The following is a 20,075-nucleotide window of genomic DNA, read 5'->3' on the forward strand; positions in this document are numbered from 1 at the left end:
GACCGTGCCGGCCGAGAAGCTCACCGCCGAGGGGTCCTACGACCTGCTCCTGTGGTTCAGGAGCGGGGCCGCCCGTCGCCGGCCTCTGCCGGTGCTGGCTCGTCGTGGACGCGAAGTGTCAGCGCTCTTCTTCAGGAGTGCTCGCAGCGGGAGCGGAGGTCAGCCGCTCCGACTCGTCCTGTATCTCAGCGGCGATCTTCTTGAGTTCCGGCTCGAACTTGCGGCCGTGGTGGGCGCAGAAGAGCAGTTCTCCGCCGCTGAGCAGGACGACGCGCAGGTATGCCTGGGCGCCGCAGCGGTCGCAGCGATCGGCGGCCGTCAGCGGGCTCGCGGGGGTCAGAACAGTAGTCACGTCGCCTCTTCTCTAGCTCGACGAGCTGTCGTACCAGGGTCAACATCCAACCAGCCCGAAAACGTTCCCGCTCGGGGCTTTTCCTCGAAAAATTCTTCCGGGGCGGCTGTCTGCTGCCGGTTGGCGGCGAATGTGCCGTATTGCGTGTCTATGTGTCTGTACGGGTTCGCGCTGTCTGTCAGGGGGTCGGTCCTCCCGGCTGGCTTGCCGGTTGTTCTTGAGGACGTGCCCGGAGCCTAAATGGTTCATGCCCCGAAGGGAACGTGATATGTACTTCACTCCATCGAGGGATCGAACAGGTATACGACCCTGGACTAGTGTGAGGAGGAGACGAGGGTGGCGTTACAACGGCTCTACCAGGCCTCGGTACCCTCTGAGCGGCAACCGAAGCCGGGCCCTTACCCAAAAGGGCCTCATCTGAAATTCAGCGAGGAGCGAACCGCGTGACCGCCGAAACGTCCGTGCCGTCGACAGCGCTGCTGGCAGGAGCAGACCGGGACGGTTCCAACTACACCGCGCGGCACCTGCTCGTCCTTGAGGGGCTAGAGGCCGTACGCAAGCGCCCGGGTATGTACATCGGGTCGACCGACAGCCGTGGCCTGATGCACTGTCTGTGGGAGATCATCGACAACTCCGTGGACGAGGCCCTCGGGGGCTACTGCGACCACATCGAGGTGATCCTGCACGACGACGCCTCGGTGGAGGTCCGGGACAACGGCCGGGGCATCCCGGTCGACGTCGAGCCCAAGACCGGCCTCTCCGGTGTCGAGGTCGTCATGACCAAGCTGCACGCCGGCGGCAAGTTCGGCGGTGGCTCCTACGCCGCCTCCGGCGGTCTGCACGGCGTGGGCGCCTCCGTGGTGAACGCCCTGTCCGCGCGGCTGGACGTCGAGGTGGACCGCAGCGGCAACACACACGCCATCAGCTTCCGGCGCGGTGTGCCCGGCTCCTTCACCGCCGCCGGTCCGGACGCCTCGTTCGAGCCCGGTGGCCTGCGCAAGGCCAAGCGCATTCCCAAGACCCGCACCGGCACGCGCGTGCGGTACTGGGCCGACCGCCAGATCTTCCTCAAGGACGCCAAGCTCTCGCTGGAGAACCTGCACCAGCGGGCCCGCCAGACCGCGTTCCTGGTGCCCGGGCTGACCATCGTCGTCCGCGACGAGTACGGCCTCGGCGAGGGCGGCAGCAAGGGTGAGGAGTCCTTCCGCTTCGACGGCGGCATCAGCGAGTTCTGCGAGTACCTGGCGAGCGACAAGCCCGTCTGCGACGTACTCCGCCTCTCCGGGCAGGGCACCTTCAAGGAGACGGTCCCGGTCCTGGACGACCACGGCCAGATGACCCCCACCGAGGTCACCCGCGAACTCGGTGTCGACGTCGCCATGCGCTGGGGGACGGGTTACGACACGACCCTCAGGTCGTTCGTCAACATCATTGCCACGCCCAAGGGCGGCACCCATGTGACCGGCTTCGAACAAGCGGTCACCCAGACGCTGAACGAGGTGCTGCGCGCCAAGAAGATGCTGCGTGTCGCCGAGGACAACATCGTCAAGGACGACGCGCTGGAGGGGCTCACCGCAGTCGTCACCGTCCGCCTCGCCGAGCCCCAGTTCGAGGGCCAGACCAAGGAGGTCCTCGGTACGTCGGCGGCCCGCAGGATCGTGAACACCGTGATCGCCAGGGAGCTCAAGGCGTTCCTGACCTCCACGAAGCGCGATGCCGCGGCACAGGCCCGCGTCGTCATGGAGAAGGCGGTCTCCGCCGCCCGCACGCGTATCGCGGCCCGGCAGCACAAGGACGCTCAGCGCCGCAAGACGGCCCTGGAGTCCTCCTCGCTGCCCGCCAAGCTCGCCGACTGCCGCAGCGACGACGTGGACCGCAGCGAGCTGTTCATCGTCGAGGGAGACTCCGCGCTCGGCACCGCCAAGCTCGCCCGGAACTCCGAGTTCCAGGCGCTGCTGCCGATCCGCGGCAAGATCCTCAACGTCCAGAAGTCGTCCGTCACCGACATGCTGAAGAACGTCGAGTGCGGGGCGATCATCCAGGTCATAGGGGCGGGATCGGGCCGCACCTTCGACATCGACGCAGCCCGCTACGGCAAGATCATCATGATGACCGACGCCGACGTGGACGGCTCCCACATCCGCTGTCTGCTCCTGACCCTGTTCCAGCGCTACATGCGGCCCATGGTCGAGGCCGGCCGGGTGTTCGCCGCGGTACCGCCGCTGCACCGCGTCGAGCTGGTCCAGCCCAAGAAGGGCCAGGACAAGTACGTCTACACGTACTCGGACCGTGAGCTGCGCGAGAAGCTCCTGGAGTTCCAGAGCAAGGGCGTCCGCTACAAGGACTCCATCCAGCGCTACAAGGGTCTCGGCGAGATGGACGCCGACCAGTTGGCCGAGACGACGATGGACCCCCGTCACCGCACCCTGCGTCGGATCAACCTCTCCGACCTGGACGCGGCCGAGCAGGTCTTCGATCTGCTGATGGGCAACGACGTGGCACCGCGCAAGGAGTTCATCTCCAGCTCGGCCGCGACGCTGGACCGGTCGAGGATCGACGCCTGACCCTCGGCGCCAGAACCGTCGCGCGGGCCTCGGCCCGGACCCGTCCTGGGCCCGGACCGAGGCCCGCGCCGTCGGTCGGCTCCACCCGCGGGTGGAGATCGGGGTGGTGCGGGGATCCACCCACGATCCACCCTGGCGCCGACCTGCCGGCCGGCGGATCTCCGTAGTTTCGAAGACGTCGGCAGCGCTCGCCGCCGGCATCCTCTTCCGCTCACGGAGGCTCTGATGTCCGGGCTCGTCAACACGCTGGTGATCGTGGCGGTCGTCGCGGTGGTGATCGTGCGGCAGTTCGGTGCGCGCCGGATCGGCACCGACCGGCGCTGGTGGCTGCTCCCCGTGATCCTCGCGGTCGTCGCGTTGCGCGAGCCCGGCATACTCGACGCGCACCACCGCACCGAGTCGGCAATTCTGCTCGGCGTCGAGGTGGTCATCGGGCTCGCCACCGGAGCCGGCTGGGCCTGGACCACGCGCCTGTGGACCGAGGCGGACGGTTCGGTGTGGAGCAAGAGCACCAAGGCGAGCGCGGGAGTCTGGATCGTCGGCATAGCCCTGCGCGTAGGCCTCTTCGCCCTCGGCGCGGCCGTGGGTGTGCACCAGGACAGCTCGGCCCTGATGCTCGGTCTCGCGGCCACGTTGCTGGTCCGCTCCGGCGTCCTGGTCTGGCGGGCCCAGCCGCACACCGGGGTGGCCGGACCGGCTCCGGCGTACGGTCTCGGCATGGCGCGGCCCACCTGGAAGGAGCGCGTGTGACGGAGAACGCCTGGACGCGCTGGCCCTCGCGGGAGGCGCTGGGCCGGGAGGGAATCTCCCGGCCCCGGCGCGTACTCGCCTGGGTTGTCAGGCTGTTGGTGATCGGAATGCTGCTGTGGGGAGCCTTCGAAGGCAACCACGTCCACGGCTGGGCCCTGGCCGGTGGCATGGCAGGGGTCCTCGTGGCGGCTGTCGTCGCCTGGTCCTTCTGGCGCGCCACCCTCGCCCACAGGCTCTTGCCCTCGCTGGCATGCATCGCCGTGCTCCTCGGCCTCGCGATCGCAGGACAGGCGGTCGGGTTCGCGACCATGGCCATCGTCATCTGGTGCGGTTGCGCGGTCAGTTCGCTGGAGCGGCTGCCCATCGCCGTGGCTCTGCCCGTGACATCGGTGTCCCTCGCGACGTTCGCCGCGGTCAACAACGACGTATGGCTGACCACCGCGGTCACGACAGCGGGGCTGGCCCTCGCCGGATACACGCTCCGCCTCGACGCCGAGGCCAGGGGCAACGCCCAGAGGCTGCTCACCCAGGAACGCATGGCCCGCGCGGCCGAGGCGGAGTCCGCCGCACTCGGGGAGCGGGCCCGGATCGCCCGGGAGATCCACGACGTGCTGGCCCACAGCCTCTCGGCCCAGCTCGTGCACCTGGAGGCGGCCCGGCTGCTGATCGAGCGGGGCGCCGACCCGGAGACGATTCTGGAACGGGTCGTGGCGGCACGGGGGATGGCCCGCGACGGCCTGGCCGAGACCCGGCAGGCCCTGTCCGCGCTGCGGGGCGAGATGACCCCGCTGGAGGACTTCCTGACCGAGATCGTGGCCACGACGGGTGGTGCCCGGGTCACCGTTACGGGTGATCGGAGGCAGCTCTCGGCAGAGGCGTCGCAGGCCGTGCGCAGGGTCGCCCAGGAGGCCCTGACGAACGTCCGCAAGCACGCCCCGGGCGCCGAAGTGCTCCTTCAGTTGGACTACGGAGAGCGCGAAGTGACCCTGGACGTAAGGGACTCGGGCGGCTCGCCCGGCGAACTGACCGGGTCGGGAGGTGGATACGGTCTGCTGGGCATGCGGGAACGCGCCGAGTTGCTGGGCGGTTCGCTGCGTGCCGAGCCGGACGAGGAGGGGTTCGTGGTGACGCTGAAGGTGCCCGCATGACCGAGGAGGCCGTGACGAGGCCGGCGCGGGTCGTGGTCGCGGACGACCAGACCGTCGTACGGGAAGGCATTGTGATGCTGCTCGGGCTGCTGCCCGGGATCGAGGTCGTCGGCGCCGCGGGTGACGGGGACGAGGCGGTGCGGCTCGTCGCCGAACTCGCCCCGGACGTGGTCCTGATGGACCTGCGCATGCCGCGCTGCGACGGGGTCGAGGCGACCCGGCGGATCCGTGCGGAGCATTCGGGGACGCAGGTCGTGGTGCTGACGACGTTCGCGGACGACGACTCGCTGTTCCCGGCGTTGCGCGCGGGGGCACGCGGCTATCTCACCAAGGACGCGGGCGGCGACGAGATCGTCCGAGCCGTGCAGAGCGTGCTGTCCGGGGACGCGGGGCTGTCGCCGAGCATCCAACGGCGGCTGCTGGAGCGCCTGTCGGAGCCCGAGCCGCAGCCGCAACCGGGACCCGCCGAGCCGCCGGACGGGCTCACCTCGCGGGAGGCCGAGGTGCTGGTGCTGATCGCCGAGGGGCTGAGCAACCAGGAGATCGCCCGCAAGCTGCATGTCTCCACGGCGACGGTGAAGACCCACATCAACAACCTGTTCGCCAAGACGGGGCTCAAGGACCGTGCCCAGGCGGTGCGTTACGCCTACGGGAAGGGCCTGGTGCGGCCACCAGCGGGGTGAGTCACCTGATGGGGTGAAGACAGCGGAGAAGAAGAGTCGGGGATCTTCCCGTTCTGTCCATCCTTGGGCATGCAGTCAAGCGACGGTCGTCCCCGCGGTGGCGGGAGTGCTCACGAGAGCCCGGCCGAGAACCACGAAGGTCATGATCCGACCCCCGCCGAAGCATCCGGAAAGGTGAGGTACCACGACCCGTGGTACGACGCACTCGCCTCCGGCTGGGGCGAGTTGGACGGCGCGGGCGTGCCCGCCGCCGAGGTGCCGTCCGCTCGCAGGGAGGGCGGGGGAGTGGCGCTGCGCACCGCGGACGTGTATCTGGAGGTGCAGCGCAGCGCGGCCTTTCAGGAGGTGCGCAGTCGCTATCTGAGGTTCGTCGTGCCGGCGGTGGCCGTGTTCTTCACCTGGTACGTGGCCTACGTCGTCGCCGCGACGACCGCGCCCGGGCTGATGGCCAGGCCCGTGGCGGGGGCCGTGAACGTGGCGATGCTCGCTGGGCTCGGGCAGTTCGCCACCACCTTCCTGTTCACCTGGGCCTACGCCCGGCACGCGAGGCTGCGCCGGGACCGGGCCGCGCTCGAACTGCGGTGGGACACCCAGGAACTGACGCGTGGTGTCCGAGGCGGTGTCTCGTGACCGGCAATCATCAGACGCTGGCGTTGCTGCTGTTCAGCGGGTTCGTCGCCGTCACCCTGGGGATCACGACCTGGGTGAGTCGCAACCGGCACGGTTCGGCAGAGGAGTTCTACGCGGGCGGGCGGCTTTTCTCCCCGATGGAGAATGGTTTTGCCATCTCGGGCGACTACATGTCGGCCGCCTCCTTCCTCGGCGTCACCGGGCTCATCGCGCTGTACGGCTACGACGGCATGCTGTACGTGGTCGGCTTCTTCGTGGCCTGGCTGGTGGTGCTGTTCCTGGTCGCCGAACTGGTGCGCAACTGCGGGCGGTTCACGCTCGCCGACGTGGTCGCCGCGCGGATGAGCGAGCGGCCGGTGCGGATCGCGGCGGGAACCTCCTCGGTCACCGTGTCCGTTCTGTATCTGGTGGCACAGATGGTGGGCGCGGGCAGCCTGGTGTCGCTGCTGCTGGGCGGGACGAGCCCGGCCGCGCGGGCGTGGACCGTCATCGGCGTCGGCGCGCTCATGGTGATCTATGTGTCGTTGGGAGGGATGCGGGCCACCACCTGGATCCAGATCGTCAAGGCGGTCCTGCTGCTCAGCACCACCGTCGCGCTGACGGTGCTGGTCCTGCTGCGCTTCCATGGGAACGTCGACCGGTTGCTGCTCACCGCTGCCGACCGCAGCGGTCACGGCCTGGCGTTTCTGGCGCCGGGACTCAAGTACGGCGGGGACTGGACCGCACGGTTCGACTTCATGAGCCTGGGCCTGGCACTCGTCCTGGGGACGGCCGGGCTGCCGCACATCCTGTCCCGCTTCTACACCGTACCCACCGCGCGGGCCGCGCGCCGTTCGGTGATCTGGTCGATCGGGCTCGTCGGCGGCTTCTATCTGATGACGATCGTGCTCGGCTTCGCCGCGGCCGCGATCGTCGGGCCGCAGGCCGTACAGAAGTCGAACGCGGCGGGGAACACAGCGGTCCCGCTGCTGGCGCTCGACCTGGGCGGCGCCGACTCCACCGGCGGGACGGTCCTGTTCGCGATCGTCGCCGCGGTGGCCTTCGCCACGATCCTCGCGGTGGTCGCCGGCATCACGCTGGCCTCCTCGGCGTCCGTGGCCCACGACCTGTACGCGTCGCTGCGTCGCCGGCGTGCCAAGCCGTACAGCGAGGTCGCGGTGGCGCGGACGGCGGCTGTCGGTATCGGTGTGGTCGCGATCGCGCTGGGCCTGCTCGCCAGGGACCTCAACGTCGCCTTCCTGGTGGGCCTCGCCTTCGCCGTCGCCGCCTCGGCGAACCTCCCGGTGCTGCTCTACTCGCTGTTCTGGCGCGGCTTCACCACCCGCGGCGCCGTCTGGGCCGTATACGGCGGACTGATCCCCGCGCTGGCGCTCGTGGTGTTGTCGCCGGTCGTGTCGGGCAGTCCGGAGTCGTTGTTCCCGGGTGTCGACTTCCAGTTCTTCCCGCTCCAGAACCCCGGCCTCGTCTCGATCCCGCTGGGCTTCCTGGCCGGCTGGCTCGGCACGGTCACCTCGTCGGAGGTCCCGGACGAGGCCAAGCACGCGGAGACCGAGGTACGGGCGCTGACGGGGGCGGGGGCCGTGTAGCGAGGGCGGCCGCCGTCCTCGTAGGCGCGCGGTCCGGTCGTCGTACGGCTCCGGAGAGCGTCCGGCTACGGCGCCACCCAGGCGTACCGGTGTTCCGGGCGGCCCGTGTCGCCGTACTTGAGGGAGAGGCGGAGGCGGCCGGCCTGTTCAAGGTGGCGGAGGTAGCGCTGGGCCGTGGAGCGGCTCAGGCCGGTCTCGGCGGCGACCTCGTGGGCCGAGAGCGGGTGGCCGGCGCTGTGGAGGACGGCGCAGATCAAGTCGGTGGTCGGTTCCGAGTGACCGCTGGGCAGGCCGGGAGAGGCCGGCGCGGATGTCGTACGCAGGGCACCGAAGATGCGGTCGACCTGTTCCTGGCCGGCGATGCCACGGCCGCCGACGCGGTCGACGGTACGGCGCAGGGCGGCGTACGAGTCGAGGCGGGTGCGCAGCGCGGCGAAGGTGAACGGCTTGACCAGGTAGTGCAGGGCGCCCAGACGCATCGCCCGCTGCACGGTCGTCACGTCGCTGGCCGCCGTGATCATGATGACGTCCGTCGTGTGGCCCTGTTCCCGCATGCGGTGGACCAGTTCGAGACCGGTCTGGTCGGGCAGATAGTGGTCGAGCAGCACCAGGTCGATGGCTCCGCGTTCCACGGTGGCCAGCGCCTGGGCAGCGCTGTGCGCGCGGGCGGCGACCCGGAATCCGGGAACCTTTCCCACGTACTTGGCGTTGATCTCGGCGACGCGGAAATCGTCGTCCACGACCATGACGTCAATCATTGGGCCTCTTTCCTCAAGGCCAAGTGAGCGTTAAGCCCATGTTTCGGCTCCGCAGTTGTAGCGCGAGCAAAACGAGCACAACAGGCTCTTGCGAGCAAAAGAATGGCTTGCGCCCAGAAGACTGCTGTTGTGGTCCGGGCCACATCTACGGTCCCGGCCATGAGCGCAGACACCAGCCCCGCCATCGAGCTACGGGGCGCGAGCAAAACCTTCAGGACCCCGTCGGGGGGTCTGCACACGGCTGTCAGGGAGCTTGATCTCACTGTCGGGCGTGGCGAGTTCGTGGCGGTCGTCGGCCCCACGGGCTGCGGCAAGTCGACCACGCTGACCCTCGTCAGCGGGCTGGAAGAGCCCTCCGAGGGTCATGTGCTGGTGGCCGGTGAGCCGGTTTCCGGCGTCGGCGACAAGGTCGGCTTCGTCTTCCAGCAGGACGCCACCTTCCCCTGGCGCACGGTCCTGTCCAACGTCATGGCGGGCCCCCGCTTCCGTGGCGTACCGAAGGCCGAGGCCAAGGCGAAGGCGCGCGAGTGGCTGGCCCGGGTCGGGCTGTCCGCCTTCGAGGACCGCTATCCGCACCAGCTCTCCGGCGGTATGCGCAAGCGCGTCGCGCTCGCCGCGACCTTCGTCAACGACCCCGAGATCCTGCTGATGGACGAGCCGTTCTCGGCGCTCGACGTGCAGACCAGGGCCCTGATGTCGGACGAGCTCCTGGAGCTGTGGGAAGGCACCGGCGCCTCGGTCGTCTTCGTCACCCACGACCTGGAGGAGTCCATCGCGCTGGCCGACAAGGTCGTCGTGATGACCGCCGGGCCCGCCACGGTGAAGCAGGTCTTCGACATCGACCTGCCGCGGCCCCGCAAGGTCGAATCCGTGCGCCTGGAGCCGCGGTTCATCGAGATCTACCGCGAGATCTGGGAGTCCCTCGGCGAAGAGGTCCGCATCACGCGCGAAAGGGGTGCGGCCAATGTCGCCTGACGTCATGCCCGAGGCCCAGGTGGCGCTGACCATGACCGAGCCCGGCAACAAGGTGGACCGCGCCCATTCACGCGCGCGTGCCGCCCGTCGACGCAGGGTCGGCGTCGGGGCGGCGAGAGTGCTGCTCCTGGTCGCCGTTCTCGGCCTGTGGGAATGGCTCGCGCGGGCCAAGGTCATCGATCCGTTCAACTTCTCGATGCCCTCGAAGATCTGGGACCAGATCTACACCTGGGTGATGCACGGGACCGCGCTCGGTTCCCTGGGCGAGCAGATCTGGTTCACGCTCCAGGAGGCGCTGGTCGGCTGGGTCATCGGGGTGATCGCCGGTGTCGTGTTCGGTATCACGCTCGGGCGGATCACCTTGCTCGCCGACATCCTTGGTCCATACATCAAGGTGCTCAACTCCGTACCGAGGATCGTCCTCGCCCCGGTCTTCATGATTTGGTTCGGCCTCGGTCCGGCCTCCAAGATCGCGTCGGCCGTCGTGCTCGTCTTCTTCCCGGTGTTCTTCAACGCCTTCCAGGGCGCCCGCGAGGTCGACCGCAACCTGGTCGCCAACGCCCGCATCCTCGGCGCCAGCGACCGCAAGGTGACCCTTCAGGTGGTCATCCCGTCCGCGACCTCCTGGATCTTCACCAGCCTCCACGTCAGCTTCGGCTTCGCCCTCATCGGCGCGATCGTCGGCGAGTACATCGGCGCGACCAAGGGCATCGGCCTGCTCGTCGCGCAGTCCCAGGGCACCTTCAACGCGGCCGGTGTGTACGCCGCGATGGTGATTCTCGCGGTCGTCGCCCTCCTCGCCGAAGGGCTTCTCACCTTCGCCGAGAACCGCATCTTCCGCTGGAAGCCGTCGGGCTCCGACAACTGAACGGCCCCTCGGGTCAACCCCGTTGACGAGGCCCCCTTCCTCCCCGTACCGCACCCTCACAAGGACGTGAACCGCCATGCGCAAGACCGCCAGATACGCCGCCCTGGCCACCTCGGGCCTGCTCGCCCTCTCCTCGCTCACCGCCTGCGCCAACGACGCGGCCTCCACCGCCTCCACCGGCTCCGACGGCAAGGGCGAGAAGGTCAAGATCATGGTCGGTGGCCTGGACAAGGTCATCTACCTGCCCGCGATGCTCACCCAGCGGCTCGGCTACTTCGACTCCGAAGGCCTCGACGTGGAGCTGCTGAGCGAACCGGCCGGCGTCCAGGCCGAGACCGCGCTCGTCTCCGGCCAGGTCCAGGGGGCGGTCGGCTTCTACGACCACACGCTCGACCTCCAGGTGAAGGGCAAGTCGGTCGAATCCGTGGTGCAGTTCTCGCAGGCGCCCGGTGAGGTGGAGGTCGTGTCCACCAAGGCGGCCGGGAAGATCACGTCGGCCAAGGACTTCAAGGGCAAGAAGCTCGGCGTGACCGGCCTCGGCTCCTCCACCGACTTCCTGACCAAGTACCTCGCCGTCAAGAACGGCGTCAGTGTCAGCGACTTCACCCCGGTCGCCGTGGGCGCGGGACCGACCTTCGTCGCCGCGCTCCAACAGGGCTCCATAGACGCCGGTATGACGACCGACCCGACCGTCGCCACGATCCTCGACAAGAAGGCCGGCAAGATCCTCGTCGACATGCGGACGCCCGAGGGATCGCAGGCGGCGCTCGGTGGACCGTATCCCTCGTCAAGTCTGTACATGCAGACGGACTGGGTGAACAGCCACAAGTCCACTGTGCAGAAGATGGTCAATGCATTCGTCAAGACGCTCAAGTGGATGTCCACCCACAGCGCCACCGAGATCGCCGGCAAGATGCCCGCCGACTACTCCCAGGGCGACAAGGCGCTCTACGCCACCGCGATCAAGAGCACGCTGCCGATGTTCACCAAGGACGGCGTGATGCCGACGAACGGTCCGGAGACCGTCGAGAAGGTGCTCAAGGCGTTCAACCCCACCATCAAGAACGCCAATGTGGACCTCGACAAGACATACACGACCGAGTTCGTGAAGAACGCGACAGGCTGACGGCCCCGCGGCCGGCATCCGTAGCGGGGGAAGGGGCACGGCCCCTTCCCCCGCCACCCACAGGCCGTGCCCTCAGGCGCGGGTCGCCCACACGTAACGGTGTTCCGGGCGGCCCGCGTCGCCGTATTTGAGGGTCAGCCGGGCCCGCCCGGTGCGCTCCAGGAGCTTCAGATAACGCTGGGCGGTCTGCCGGCTCACCCCGGTGCGGTCGGCGATCTCCTGGGCGGACAGGGGGCCTTCCGCGTTCATCAGGCACTGGCGCACCAGTTCCGCGGTGGTGGGGGAGTGCCCTTTGGGCAGCCCGGGCTCCGACGGCGCGGACAGGGCGCCGAAGATGCGGTCCACCTCCGCCTGTTCGGCCTCACCGCCGCCGTCGAGGGTGCGGCGCAGTTCCGCGTACGCCTCCAACTTGGCCCGCAGGCCGGCGAAGGCGAACGGCTTGACCAGGTACTGCAACGCGCCCTGTCGCATCGCCGCCTGTACGGTCGTCACGTCCCGGGCCGCCGTCACCATGATCACGTCCGTCTGGTGGCCCCGTCGGCGCATCTCCTGGACGACCGCCAGGCCTGTCTCGTCGGGCAGATAGTGGTCCAGCAGGACCAGGTCCAGGCGGGGCAGTGTCTCCAGCCTGTTCAGCGCCTCGGCGGCGCTGTGCGCCTCGGCCGCGACATGGAAGCCCGGCACCTTCTCGACGTAGGCGGAGTTGACCCGCGCGACCCGGGTGTCGTCGTCCACGACCAGGACCTCGATCATCGCGACTCCTCCTCGCCGGCGGTCTCCCCGGAGGCGGCGAGGGCGGGCTCCAGGTCCGGCTCGGTCAGTGCCTCGGGCAGGACGACCACGAACTCCGCGCCCCCGCCGTACGCCTCCGTCACCACCGCGCTGCCGCCCTGCCGTTCGGCGAGCCGACGCACCAGGGAGAGCCCGATACCGCGTTTGCCGTGGGCCGGGGGCTTCTTGGTGGACCAGCCCTCCGTGAAGACCAACTCCCGTTGTTCCTCCGGGATCCCGGGTCCCGTGTCGCGCACCCGGAGCACGGCCGTACGCCCTTCCGTCCGCAACTCGGCCTCCACGCGTGCGTGCGGTGTGCCCGCGACGGCGTCGAGCGCGTTGTCCACCAGGTTGCCGACGACGGTCACCAGCCCGCGCGGGTCGATCAACCGGTCCGGCAGCCAGGTTCGGTCGGAGATCCACAGGGCGACACCCCGCTCGGCCGCGACGGTCGCCTTGCCCACCAGCAGGGCGGCGAGCAACGGGTCCTGGATCTTCTCGGTGACCTGCTCGGCGGTGGCCCGGTGGTCGCCCACCACCTCGCCGACGAACTCCACGGCGTCGTCGTACATCTCCAGTTCGAGCAGCCCCAACAGGGTGTGCATGCGGTTGGCGTGCTCGTGGTCCTGGGCGCGCAGGGCGTCGATCAGGCCGTGCGTCGAGTCGAGTTCGCGGCCGAGCTGCTCCAGTTCGGTGCGGTCGCGCAGGGTGGCGACGGCGCCGCCGTCGTCGGTGGGCATGCGGTTGGTGACCAGCACGCGCTGGCCGCGGACGGCGAGCAGGTCGGTGCCGGTCACCCGGCCGGCCAGGACATCGGTCGTCCGTCCGTCACCGAGGGCCTCGTCCAGGGACCTGCCGACCGCCTCGTCGCCGATGCCCAGCAGCCGCCGCGCCTCGTCGTTCAGGAGCCGTATGCGGCCCGCGCGGTCCAGGGCGACGACGCCCTCCCTGATGCCGTGCAGCATCGCCTCGCGCTCCGAGAGCAGCGCCGAGATGTCCGAGAAGGCCAGGTCCCGGGTCTGCCGCTGGACCCTGCGGGAGATCAGCCACGCCGCCAGCGCGGCCACGGCGAGAGCGCCCCCGGCGTACGCCAGCAGCCCGGGGATCGTGCTGATCAGTTGCGCGCGGACGCTGTCGTACTTGATGCCCACCGAGACGGCCCCGACGATCGTGCCGTCGGCGGCCCGCAGAGGCACCTTGCCGCGGGCCGAGCGGCCCAGGGTGCCCTTGTCGATCTCCTTGACCTCCTGACCGGCCAGGGGCTCGCCGGGAGAGGTCGAGACGAACCGGCCGATCTCGCTCGGAGTGGTGTGCGACCACCGCATGCCCCGCCAGTCCATCACCACCACGTACTCGGCCTTGGTGGCCTTGCGGATCCGCTCGGCCTCCTTCTGCACGGGCCCGTTCACAGTCGGGGGCGTGTTCTGCACGTCCCTGATGATCTGCGGCTGCTGCGCGGTGGTCTGGGCGATGGCCAGGGCGCGGTTCATCGCCTCCTGGTCGAGCTGCTTGCTGAGCGGCGCCAGGAACAGCCCGGTCGCCAGTACCGCGACTCCCGCGGCGATCGCCAACTGCATCAGCAGCACCTGCGAGAACACCCGCCGCGGCAGCCCGAGGCGACGGCGGCGTGCGGGGGGAGTGGGACTCATACCCATGACGGTACGTGGAGGGCCGTGGCCCGCCCTAGAGGTGTGGTGCGGATCTCTTGACCAATTCTTGGGAAAACGGCTCCCCAGGAGCAGCCTGTTTTCCGTGGACGTCGGCCAGGGCCCCTAGTGCCCGGAGAGTCAGCCCGCCAGCGCCGTCGCTAGTTCGCGCACCGCCACCACGTCCATCCGCGCCGGTGCGCCGAGGACCGACGTCCCGCAGCTCTCCGGGCGGGGCGGCAGGGAGGCGCCCTGGGCGACGATCACCCGCCAGTGGCGTCCGTCGACGTGCGCGACGGTCACCTCCCAGCGCGGTGCGGCGCCGTCCGTGCGTACGACACTCAGCGCGTCCACCCCGTACTCGCCCGCCGCCGTCCGCACGGCCAGCTCCGCCGCCTGGCCGGGCCGCTCCCAGGCCGAACCGCCCCGGCAGCCCTCGACGACCACGCGGCCCTCCTGGACACCGTGCAGGATCTCCTTGACGGCGTGGGCCTCGGCCCGCCCGTACGCGTATCCGTACGGCAGGACGAGCACCGTCGGCGAGAAGCGGTGACCCCCCAGATGGGTGACCTCCCAGGCGCCCTCGACCCCGGAGGCGGCCAGTTCCGCCGCGAGGGGGCGGCCGAGGAGGGCGCAGCAGCGGTCGCGCTTGCCGTTGGTGCACACGAGCGCGAGCGGGTCACCGGTGTGGGCCCGCCCGCCGAGCGCCGAGCCGAACGAGCGTGGGTCGCCCGCTCCGAGGGCGGCGAAATCGAGGGCGAGCAGGTCTCGCGGTTCGGTGGTCGTGGCGCTGTGCAGCCATGCGTTTCCGGGAACGGTGTGGGCCACGTACACCTGGCGCACCCGTGACGGCGCGGGGTCGGCGTGTCGTCCCGGGCGGCGGATGAGCGCGATCCGCACGCCCGTGTGGGCGGCGGCCGCCTCCAGGGCACGCCCCAGCGCGGGGTCCAGGTGGCTCGAAGTGAGCGCTTTGGCACCCCAAGGACCGGGCTGTTCCAGCAGCAGCCACGTCGTCGCCGTGGCAGCGGTTCCGGACATGGGCTCGTCGAGGTCCTGGGAGACGGTCGCGCACGTACTCACAGAGGTGAGCCTAACCTGACTTGACCCGGGGCGACTTCCGGTCGCGCTCGTGTCCTACTCCGGTAGGGGCTGAGGCGGTTTCGGCCCTACGTAGTGACCGCTGGGCCGCATCCGCAGCGGGCGTTCCCCGTACTCCTCCAGGGCGTGCGCGATCCAGCCCGCCGTACGGGCGACGGCGAAGACCGTCTCGCCCGCCGTGGAGGGCATCCCGGAGGAGACGGTGAGTACGGCGAGCGCCAGGTCGACGTTGGCGTGCAGCGGGGTGTGGCGGGCGGTGGTGGTCACGATGTCGCGCGCCGCCGCGAGGGCGGGCCCGGCGCCCGGGATCTCCTCCAGGAGCGCGAACAGGGCACGCGCGCGTGGGTCCTCGCCCGGGTAGAGCCGGTGGCCGAGCCCGGGGACACGGCGGCCGGCGCGCAGTTCGTCGGCGACCACCGGGGCCGCGTCGCCCTGGTCGAGCACGTCGAGCAGCAGCCGGTGCGCCAGGCCGCTTGCCGCGCCGTGCAGCGGGCCTTCGAGCACGCCCAGGCCGGAGGAGACGGCCGCGTAGGCGTGCGCGCGGGCCGAGGCGGCGACCCGTACCGCGAGTGTGGACGCGGCCAGGTCGTGGTCGACGAGCAGGCCAAGTGCCGTGTCCAGCACGCGCAGTGACGCCTCGTCGGCGGGTTGACCGCTCAGCCGTGCCCACAGGCGCTGGGCCAGCGAACCCTCGTCGCGATGGGCGCGCCGCACCGGCGGCAGGGCGGCGACGAGGGTGGGGATGAGGGTGCGTGCCGTGCCGAGCACGGCGTCCTCGGACAGGTCGAAACGCAGCGGGTCCGCCGTCGCCGCCGCGATGGCCGCGACGCGCAACCGGTCGGTGGGACCGGTGTGTTCGGGCAGCGCGTCCACCGCGCGGCGGGCGACGGAGACGGCCGCCTTGGGCGCGGTGAACGTGATCCCGGGGCGCAACTCCCCGGTCCACAGCCACTCGGCGATCTCTTCGTAGGAGTGGCGCGCGGCCAGCTCGGTCGCGTCGACGCCCCGGAAGTAGTACCGGTCCTTGTCGATGAGCGTGATCCGGGTCCGCACGGACAGCTCGCCCCCGGTGCCCGAACTCCCGCTGCTCTCCCGCCTGTTGCGCCGGGCGAGGGTCTGCACCTCCGTGGCGTCGAAGGTGCTGCCCCGACCGCCGGGCTCACGTCTGCTGCCCAACTGTCCGCGACTCACGTACGCGTACACGGTCTCGGGCTTCACGCCGAGCAGCTCGGCGGTCTCCTTGGTGCTCAGCCGGCGCTCGGGGTGACCGGGAGCGGGTTCTTGATCGCGCATGGACGACACCGTATCCATCTGTTGATTGCATTGATTCAATCAATATTGACAGAGATTGAGTCAACCATGGACATTGAAATCAAGTCCAGGGAGGAAACATGTCCATCAACAGGGCCGCAGCCACTCGTGTCGAGGTTCCGCGGGGACTCGCGGGCGTCGTCGTCACCGACACCCGAATCGGTGACGTCCGGGGAACCGAGGGCTTTTACCACTACCGCCAGTACTCCGCCGTCGAACTCGCGCAGACCCGCGGCTTCGAGGACGTCTGGCATCTCCTGGCTCACGGCGAACTGCCGGACGCCGAACGGAGCGCCGCCTTCGCAGCGGAGACGGCCGCGCTGCGCAAGCTACCCGACGAGGTGCGGGCCGCACTGCCCGCCGTGGCGGCGGCGAGCGGTACGTCCGGACCGCTGTCCGGCATGCGTACGGCGTTGTCGCTGCTCGGCGCCGCGAAGGGCTTCCGGCCGGTCTACGACATCGATGCGGACGCGCGTCGCGAGGACGCCCTCGTGGCCTCCGCCGCCGTACCGACCCTGCTGACCGCGCTGTACCGGCTGAGGCGGGGACTCGCCCCCGTGGAGCCGCGTGAGGATCTCTCCTACGCGGCCAACTACCTCTACATGCTGACGGGTTCGGAGCCGGACAAGCAGCAGGCCAGAGCCATCGAGCAATACTTGATCTCAACCATTGACCACGGATTCAATGCGTCAACCTTCACCGCGCGCGTCATCGCGTCGACGGGGGCGGATGTGGCGGCCTGCCTGGTCGGCGCCGTAGGAGCGCTCTCGGGTCCGCTGCACGGCGGCGCGCCCAGCCGCGCCCTCGACACCCTGGACGCGATCGGCACCCCGGACCGTATCGCCCCCTGGATCCGTGAGCGCGTCCTCGCCGGCGACCGCATCATGGGCTTCGGTCACGCGATCTACCGCACGGAGGACCCTCGTTCCCGGATGCTGCGCGAGGTCGCCCAGCAGTTCGGCGGGGCGCGGGTCGAGTTCGCGGTCGAGGTGGAGCGGCAGGTGGAGGCCATCCTCGCGGAACTCAAGCCGGGCCGCGAACTCCACACGAACGTCGAGTTCTACGCGGGGCTGGTCATGGAACTGTGCGGGCTGCCGCGGGAGATGTTCACCCCCACGTTCGCCGCCGCGCGGGTGGTGGGGTGGAGTGCGAATGTGGTGGAGCAGGCGGAGGACTCGAAGATCATCCGGCCGGTGGCACGGTATGTGGGGGCCGAGGCGCCGGTGGCGGTCCCGCTGATGAGCTGAGGCGGCCCCGGAAACGCGTGCGGCCTGGTGCCGTTCTGGCGCCAGGCCCCATGGGTGGTGATCGAGCAGTGACGGGGGTGGCGGGCTGCTCGCCGGTAGATGCCGGACTCGCTCACGGTTGCGTGCGGCCGGGGGGCGGGGACGGGACGGTCTCTGGTGGACGCGTGCTCGTGCGGTGCTGTCAGGCGTCGGGGATGTCTGCCTTGGCTCGAATCAGCGTTTCCCGACTCACGACGACGATGCGTTCGTAGTCGGCGCGTGCGGCGTCCGCGGGCAGTTCACCGTCCAGCGTTTCGGTTGCCTCGGTGCCGATGACGGCGAAGTTGCCGTCACTGAGTTCGAACACATCGGGGCAGTTGGCTCCTGAGTTGCTGCCACGGGCACTCGGGGGCACACCGATGCGGCGCACGATCTTCAAGGGGGTTACCGGTCCTTACAAAAGGTCTGGGCACAGTCGTGATCAGCAAAATACTGCGACGCGCGAGGTCTGTGTGGCGACATGGAGAAAGAATCACCCGGCTGTGTGCGTGGTGCTGAAGGGTTGACGCGCGGGGCCGCGTCAGGGAGGTCAGTCGGTCGGTGGGGTGCCCACCACCCACCACTCGTCGGTGTCCGCTTCATCGAGATCCGTGACCAGGCCGTCGACGATACGGCCGATCACGGCCTCTTCGGACGACTCACTCAGGGTCGCCCGCTGAGCCTGCGATGCCTCCCAGTACTCCCGGAACAGAGGGCTCTGGAAGAACTCGCGCAGATACCTGTACAACTCGTCCCGGTCCAGGATCCCCGCCCGATATAGATGGAAAAGGTGGACGTACCACGCGTTGGCATAGAAGAACTGCCGACGCTTCTCGACCGGGATGCTCTTGTCGTAGGTGTCTATCACCGCGGCGAGGGAGGGATCGTCGATGGCGCGCGCCAGTAACTCCCAGTGCATGCGCTGCTGATGCGCCAGAGCCTTGCGGCGGATCGCCAACTCCTCCAGCTCCAGGCGCCGTTCCTCCAGCCGTTGTTCGGCCAGGCGGGCGGCTTCCAGGCGTCGCTGACGTGCCGCCAGTGTCATCGTCGCGGTGGCGAGCAGCAGGCTCAGCGCCGCGGAGCCGACTTTCCCTACCGAGTGCTTCCTTGTGGCCATGTCAACAACCCCCGATCAGGCGGCCGTCCGCCGTTCGCCGGGGTGCGGGTCGACTGATGGGCGGCGCTTGCCGTCTCCCAGAGTGCCGAGCGGCTCTGATCGGCGGGGAGGCGGAGAGGAGGCGCACGGAGGGAAGCGAGGGTCGCACGAACCGGCGCCTTCCCCAACGTCTGCCCCGCAAGTGCTGCTAACAATCGTTCACTTCGCGGCGATTCTTCCGGCTCGTATCCTGGGGCGGCATTCAATCTCCGTACGTGTGCCGGACCGCGAGCCGGTGCACGCGTCGGCGTGAAAGAGGTCGCACGTTGAGCCAGCAGAGCCCGGGCGCAAGCCCGCAGATCCCCGTCGTCGTACTCGCCGGATTCCTAGGGTCGGGCAAGACGACCCTGCTCAACCACCTCCTGCACCGCAGCGGAGGCAGCCGTATCGGGGCGATCGTCAATGACTTCGGGGCGATCGAGATCGACGCGCTGGCCGTCGCCGGAGCCCTCGGCGACTCGACCGTCTCGCTGGGCAACGGGTGCCTGTGCTGCGCCGTCGACGCCAGTGAACTCGACACCTACCTGGAGCGGCTCGCCCGGCCCGCCGCCGGTATCGACGTCATCGTCATCGAGGCCAGCGGACTCGCCGAACCCGAGGAACTGGTGCGCATGCTGCTCGCCAGCGAGCATCCGGGGATCGTCTACGGCGGGCTCGTCGAGGTCGTCGACGCCGCCGAGTTCGACGACACCCGCGCCAAGCACCCCGAGATCGACCGGCATCTCGCCCTCGCCGACCTCGTGGTCGTCAACAAGCTGGACCGGGCGCCGGACGCCGAGCGGGTCCTCGGCCTCGTCCGCTCCCTCACCGACCGTGCCGCAGTGGTGCCCGCCACCTACGGCCGTATCGACCCGGAGTTCCTCTTCGACTGTCGGCCGAGCGAGGAGCGCGTCGGGCAGTTGACCTTCGACGACCTGCATGAGCACACCGGCGAGGAGCAGGCCGGCGACGCGCACACCGACCATCTGCACACCGCCTACGACAGCCTCTCCTTCGCCTCCGACGACACGCCCATGGACCCGCGACGGCTGATGGCGTTCCTGGACAGCAGGCCCGAGGGGCTCTACCGCATCAAGGGATACGTCGACTTCGGCGCCCACGATCCGCGCAACTGGTACGCCGTGCACGCCGTCGGACGCTTCCTGCGCTTCTATCCCGAGCCCTGGCCGAGCGGCGACCCCCGGCTGACCCAGCTCGTGCTCATCGGCACCGGCCTCGACATGCCCGCCCTCGGCAAGGAGTTGGAGGCGTGCAAGGACGGCGACGCCCCACACGCCGACGAGCACGGCATGTGGGGCGTCCTGCGCTACGTACAGGAGCCGGACCAAGAGCCGGAATCCGAGCCGGAGTTGGAGCCCGACCTGGACCCGGAGGCCTGACGGCGGCGG

19 protein-coding genes are annotated in these 20,075 nt (G+C 69.6%); 11 read left to right on the forward strand and 8 right to left on the reverse strand.

Annotation, left to right across the window (positions count from 1 at the left end; all coding sequences use genetic code 11):
- Positions 1 to 118: 118 nt before the first annotated feature.
- Entirely contained in the window at positions 119 to 352 is a 234-nt protein-coding gene (locus tag ABZT04_RS34645) for a hypothetical protein (RefSeq protein WP_355902231.1), read from the reverse strand.
- A gap of 443 nt (positions 353 to 795) precedes the next feature.
- On the opposite strand from ABZT04_RS34645, the gene ABZT04_RS34650 reads away from it, so the two are divergent.
- The 6 genes from ABZT04_RS34650 to ABZT04_RS34675 all read left to right on the forward strand — a co-directional run bounded on the left by ABZT04_RS34650 (position 796) and on the right by ABZT04_RS34675 (position 7,713).
- Positions 796 to 2,916: a DNA topoisomerase IV subunit B gene (locus ABZT04_RS34650; RefSeq protein ID WP_356061333.1), complete on the forward strand. Its 2,121-nt coding sequence runs from the start codon at positions 796 to 798 to the stop codon at positions 2,914 to 2,916.
- 225 nt (positions 2,917 to 3,141) lie between these two features.
- Positions 3,142 to 3,666 (forward strand): DUF1453 domain-containing protein, encoded by a 525-nt coding sequence (locus ABZT04_RS34655; RefSeq protein WP_356061335.1) that lies wholly within the window; start codon positions 3,142 to 3,144, stop codon positions 3,664 to 3,666.
- Positions 3,663 to 4,814 (forward strand): histidine kinase, encoded by a 1,152-nt coding sequence (locus tag ABZT04_RS34660; RefSeq protein ID WP_356061337.1) that lies wholly within the window; start codon positions 3,663 to 3,665, stop codon positions 4,812 to 4,814. Before ABZT04_RS34655 ends, ABZT04_RS34660 begins: the two co-directional genes overlap by 4 nt.
- On the forward strand, positions 4,811 to 5,497 hold the full coding sequence (locus ABZT04_RS34665) for a response regulator transcription factor (protein ID WP_356061339.1): 687 nt from the start codon (positions 4,811 to 4,813) through the stop codon (positions 5,495 to 5,497). The genes ABZT04_RS34660 and ABZT04_RS34665 overlap by 4 nt, the downstream gene beginning before the upstream one ends.
- A gap of 69 nt (positions 5,498 to 5,566) precedes the next feature.
- On the forward strand, positions 5,567 to 6,127 hold the full coding sequence (locus ABZT04_RS34670; RefSeq protein ID WP_356061341.1) for a DUF485 domain-containing protein: 561 nt from the start codon (positions 5,567 to 5,569) through the stop codon (positions 6,125 to 6,127).
- Positions 6,124 to 7,713 carry a cation acetate symporter gene (locus ABZT04_RS34675; RefSeq protein ID WP_356061343.1) on the forward strand — a complete coding sequence of 530 codons (1,590 nt, stop codon included), beginning with the start codon at positions 6,124 to 6,126 and terminating at the stop codon, positions 7,711 to 7,713. The genes ABZT04_RS34670 and ABZT04_RS34675 overlap by 4 nt, the downstream gene beginning before the upstream one ends.
- A 65-nt stretch (positions 7,714 to 7,778) precedes the next feature.
- Here the strand turns inward: ABZT04_RS34675 and ABZT04_RS34680 are convergent, their stop codons facing one another.
- Entirely contained in the window at positions 7,779 to 8,471 is a 693-nt protein-coding gene (locus ABZT04_RS34680) for a response regulator (RefSeq protein WP_356061345.1), read from the reverse strand.
- A 159-nt stretch (positions 8,472 to 8,630) separates the two neighbouring features.
- Between ABZT04_RS34680 and ABZT04_RS34685 the strand changes: the two genes are divergently transcribed.
- The 3 genes from ABZT04_RS34685 to ABZT04_RS34695 all read left to right on the forward strand — a co-directional run bounded on the left by ABZT04_RS34685 (position 8,631) and on the right by ABZT04_RS34695 (position 11,440).
- Complete coding sequence (locus ABZT04_RS34685) at positions 8,631 to 9,446, forward strand: ABC transporter ATP-binding protein (protein ID WP_356061347.1); 816 nt, start codon at positions 8,631 to 8,633, stop codon at positions 9,444 to 9,446.
- On the forward strand, positions 9,436 to 10,314 hold the full coding sequence (locus tag ABZT04_RS34690) for an ABC transporter permease (protein ID WP_356061349.1): 879 nt from the start codon (positions 9,436 to 9,438) through the stop codon (positions 10,312 to 10,314). Before ABZT04_RS34685 ends, ABZT04_RS34690 begins: the two co-directional genes overlap by 11 nt.
- 76 nt (positions 10,315 to 10,390) lie before the next feature.
- Positions 10,391 to 11,440: an ABC transporter substrate-binding protein gene (locus ABZT04_RS34695; RefSeq protein WP_356061351.1), complete on the forward strand. Its 1,050-nt coding sequence runs from the start codon at positions 10,391 to 10,393 to the stop codon at positions 11,438 to 11,440.
- Between the two features lie 72 nt (positions 11,441 to 11,512).
- Here the strand turns inward: ABZT04_RS34695 and ABZT04_RS34700 are convergent, their stop codons facing one another.
- From ABZT04_RS34700 to ABZT04_RS34715, 4 genes are all read right to left on the reverse strand, one after another.
- Positions 11,513 to 12,193: a response regulator gene (locus tag ABZT04_RS34700; protein ID WP_356061353.1), complete on the reverse strand. Its 681-nt coding sequence runs from the start codon at positions 12,191 to 12,193 to the stop codon at positions 11,513 to 11,515.
- Positions 12,190 to 13,860 carry a sensor histidine kinase gene (locus ABZT04_RS34705; protein ID WP_356061355.1) on the reverse strand — a complete coding sequence of 557 codons (1,671 nt, stop codon included), beginning with the start codon at positions 13,858 to 13,860 and terminating at the stop codon, positions 12,190 to 12,192. The genes ABZT04_RS34700 and ABZT04_RS34705 overlap by 4 nt, the downstream gene beginning before the upstream one ends.
- A 138-nt stretch (positions 13,861 to 13,998) precedes the next feature.
- Entirely contained in the window at positions 13,999 to 14,937 is a 939-nt protein-coding gene (locus ABZT04_RS34710; protein ID WP_356061357.1) for a sucrase ferredoxin, read from the reverse strand.
- Positions 14,938 to 14,991: 54 nt separating this feature from the next.
- Positions 14,992 to 16,248, reverse strand: coding sequence for a citrate synthase (locus tag ABZT04_RS34715; protein WP_356061359.1), 1,257 nt, complete (start codon positions 16,246 to 16,248; stop codon positions 14,992 to 14,994).
- 98 nt (positions 16,249 to 16,346) lie between these two features.
- Between ABZT04_RS34715 and ABZT04_RS34720 the strand changes: the two genes are divergently transcribed.
- Positions 16,347 to 17,513 carry a citrate synthase/methylcitrate synthase gene (locus tag ABZT04_RS34720; protein ID WP_356061361.1) on the forward strand — a complete coding sequence of 389 codons (1,167 nt, stop codon included), beginning with the start codon at positions 16,347 to 16,349 and terminating at the stop codon, positions 17,511 to 17,513.
- 181 nt (positions 17,514 to 17,694) lie between these two features.
- Here the strand turns inward: ABZT04_RS34720 and ABZT04_RS34725 are convergent, their stop codons facing one another.
- Complete coding sequence (locus tag ABZT04_RS34725) at positions 17,695 to 17,931, reverse strand: hypothetical protein (protein ID WP_356061363.1); 237 nt, start codon at positions 17,929 to 17,931, stop codon at positions 17,695 to 17,697.
- A 150-nt stretch (positions 17,932 to 18,081) separates the two neighbouring features.
- Positions 18,082 to 18,648, reverse strand: coding sequence for a DUF6082 family protein (locus tag ABZT04_RS34730; protein WP_356061365.1), 567 nt, complete (start codon positions 18,646 to 18,648; stop codon positions 18,082 to 18,084).
- 305 nt (positions 18,649 to 18,953) lie between these two features.
- Between ABZT04_RS34730 and ABZT04_RS34735 the strand changes: the two genes are divergently transcribed.
- Positions 18,954 to 20,066 (forward strand): GTP-binding protein, encoded by a 1,113-nt coding sequence (locus ABZT04_RS34735; protein WP_356061367.1) that lies wholly within the window; start codon positions 18,954 to 18,956, stop codon positions 20,064 to 20,066.
- The last annotated feature ends 9 nt before the right edge of the window (positions 20,067 to 20,075 follow it).

It is taken from the genome of Streptomyces sp. NPDC005492, assembly GCF_040605995.1.
GTDB lineage: Bacteria > Actinomycetota > Actinomycetes > Streptomycetales > Streptomycetaceae > Streptomyces.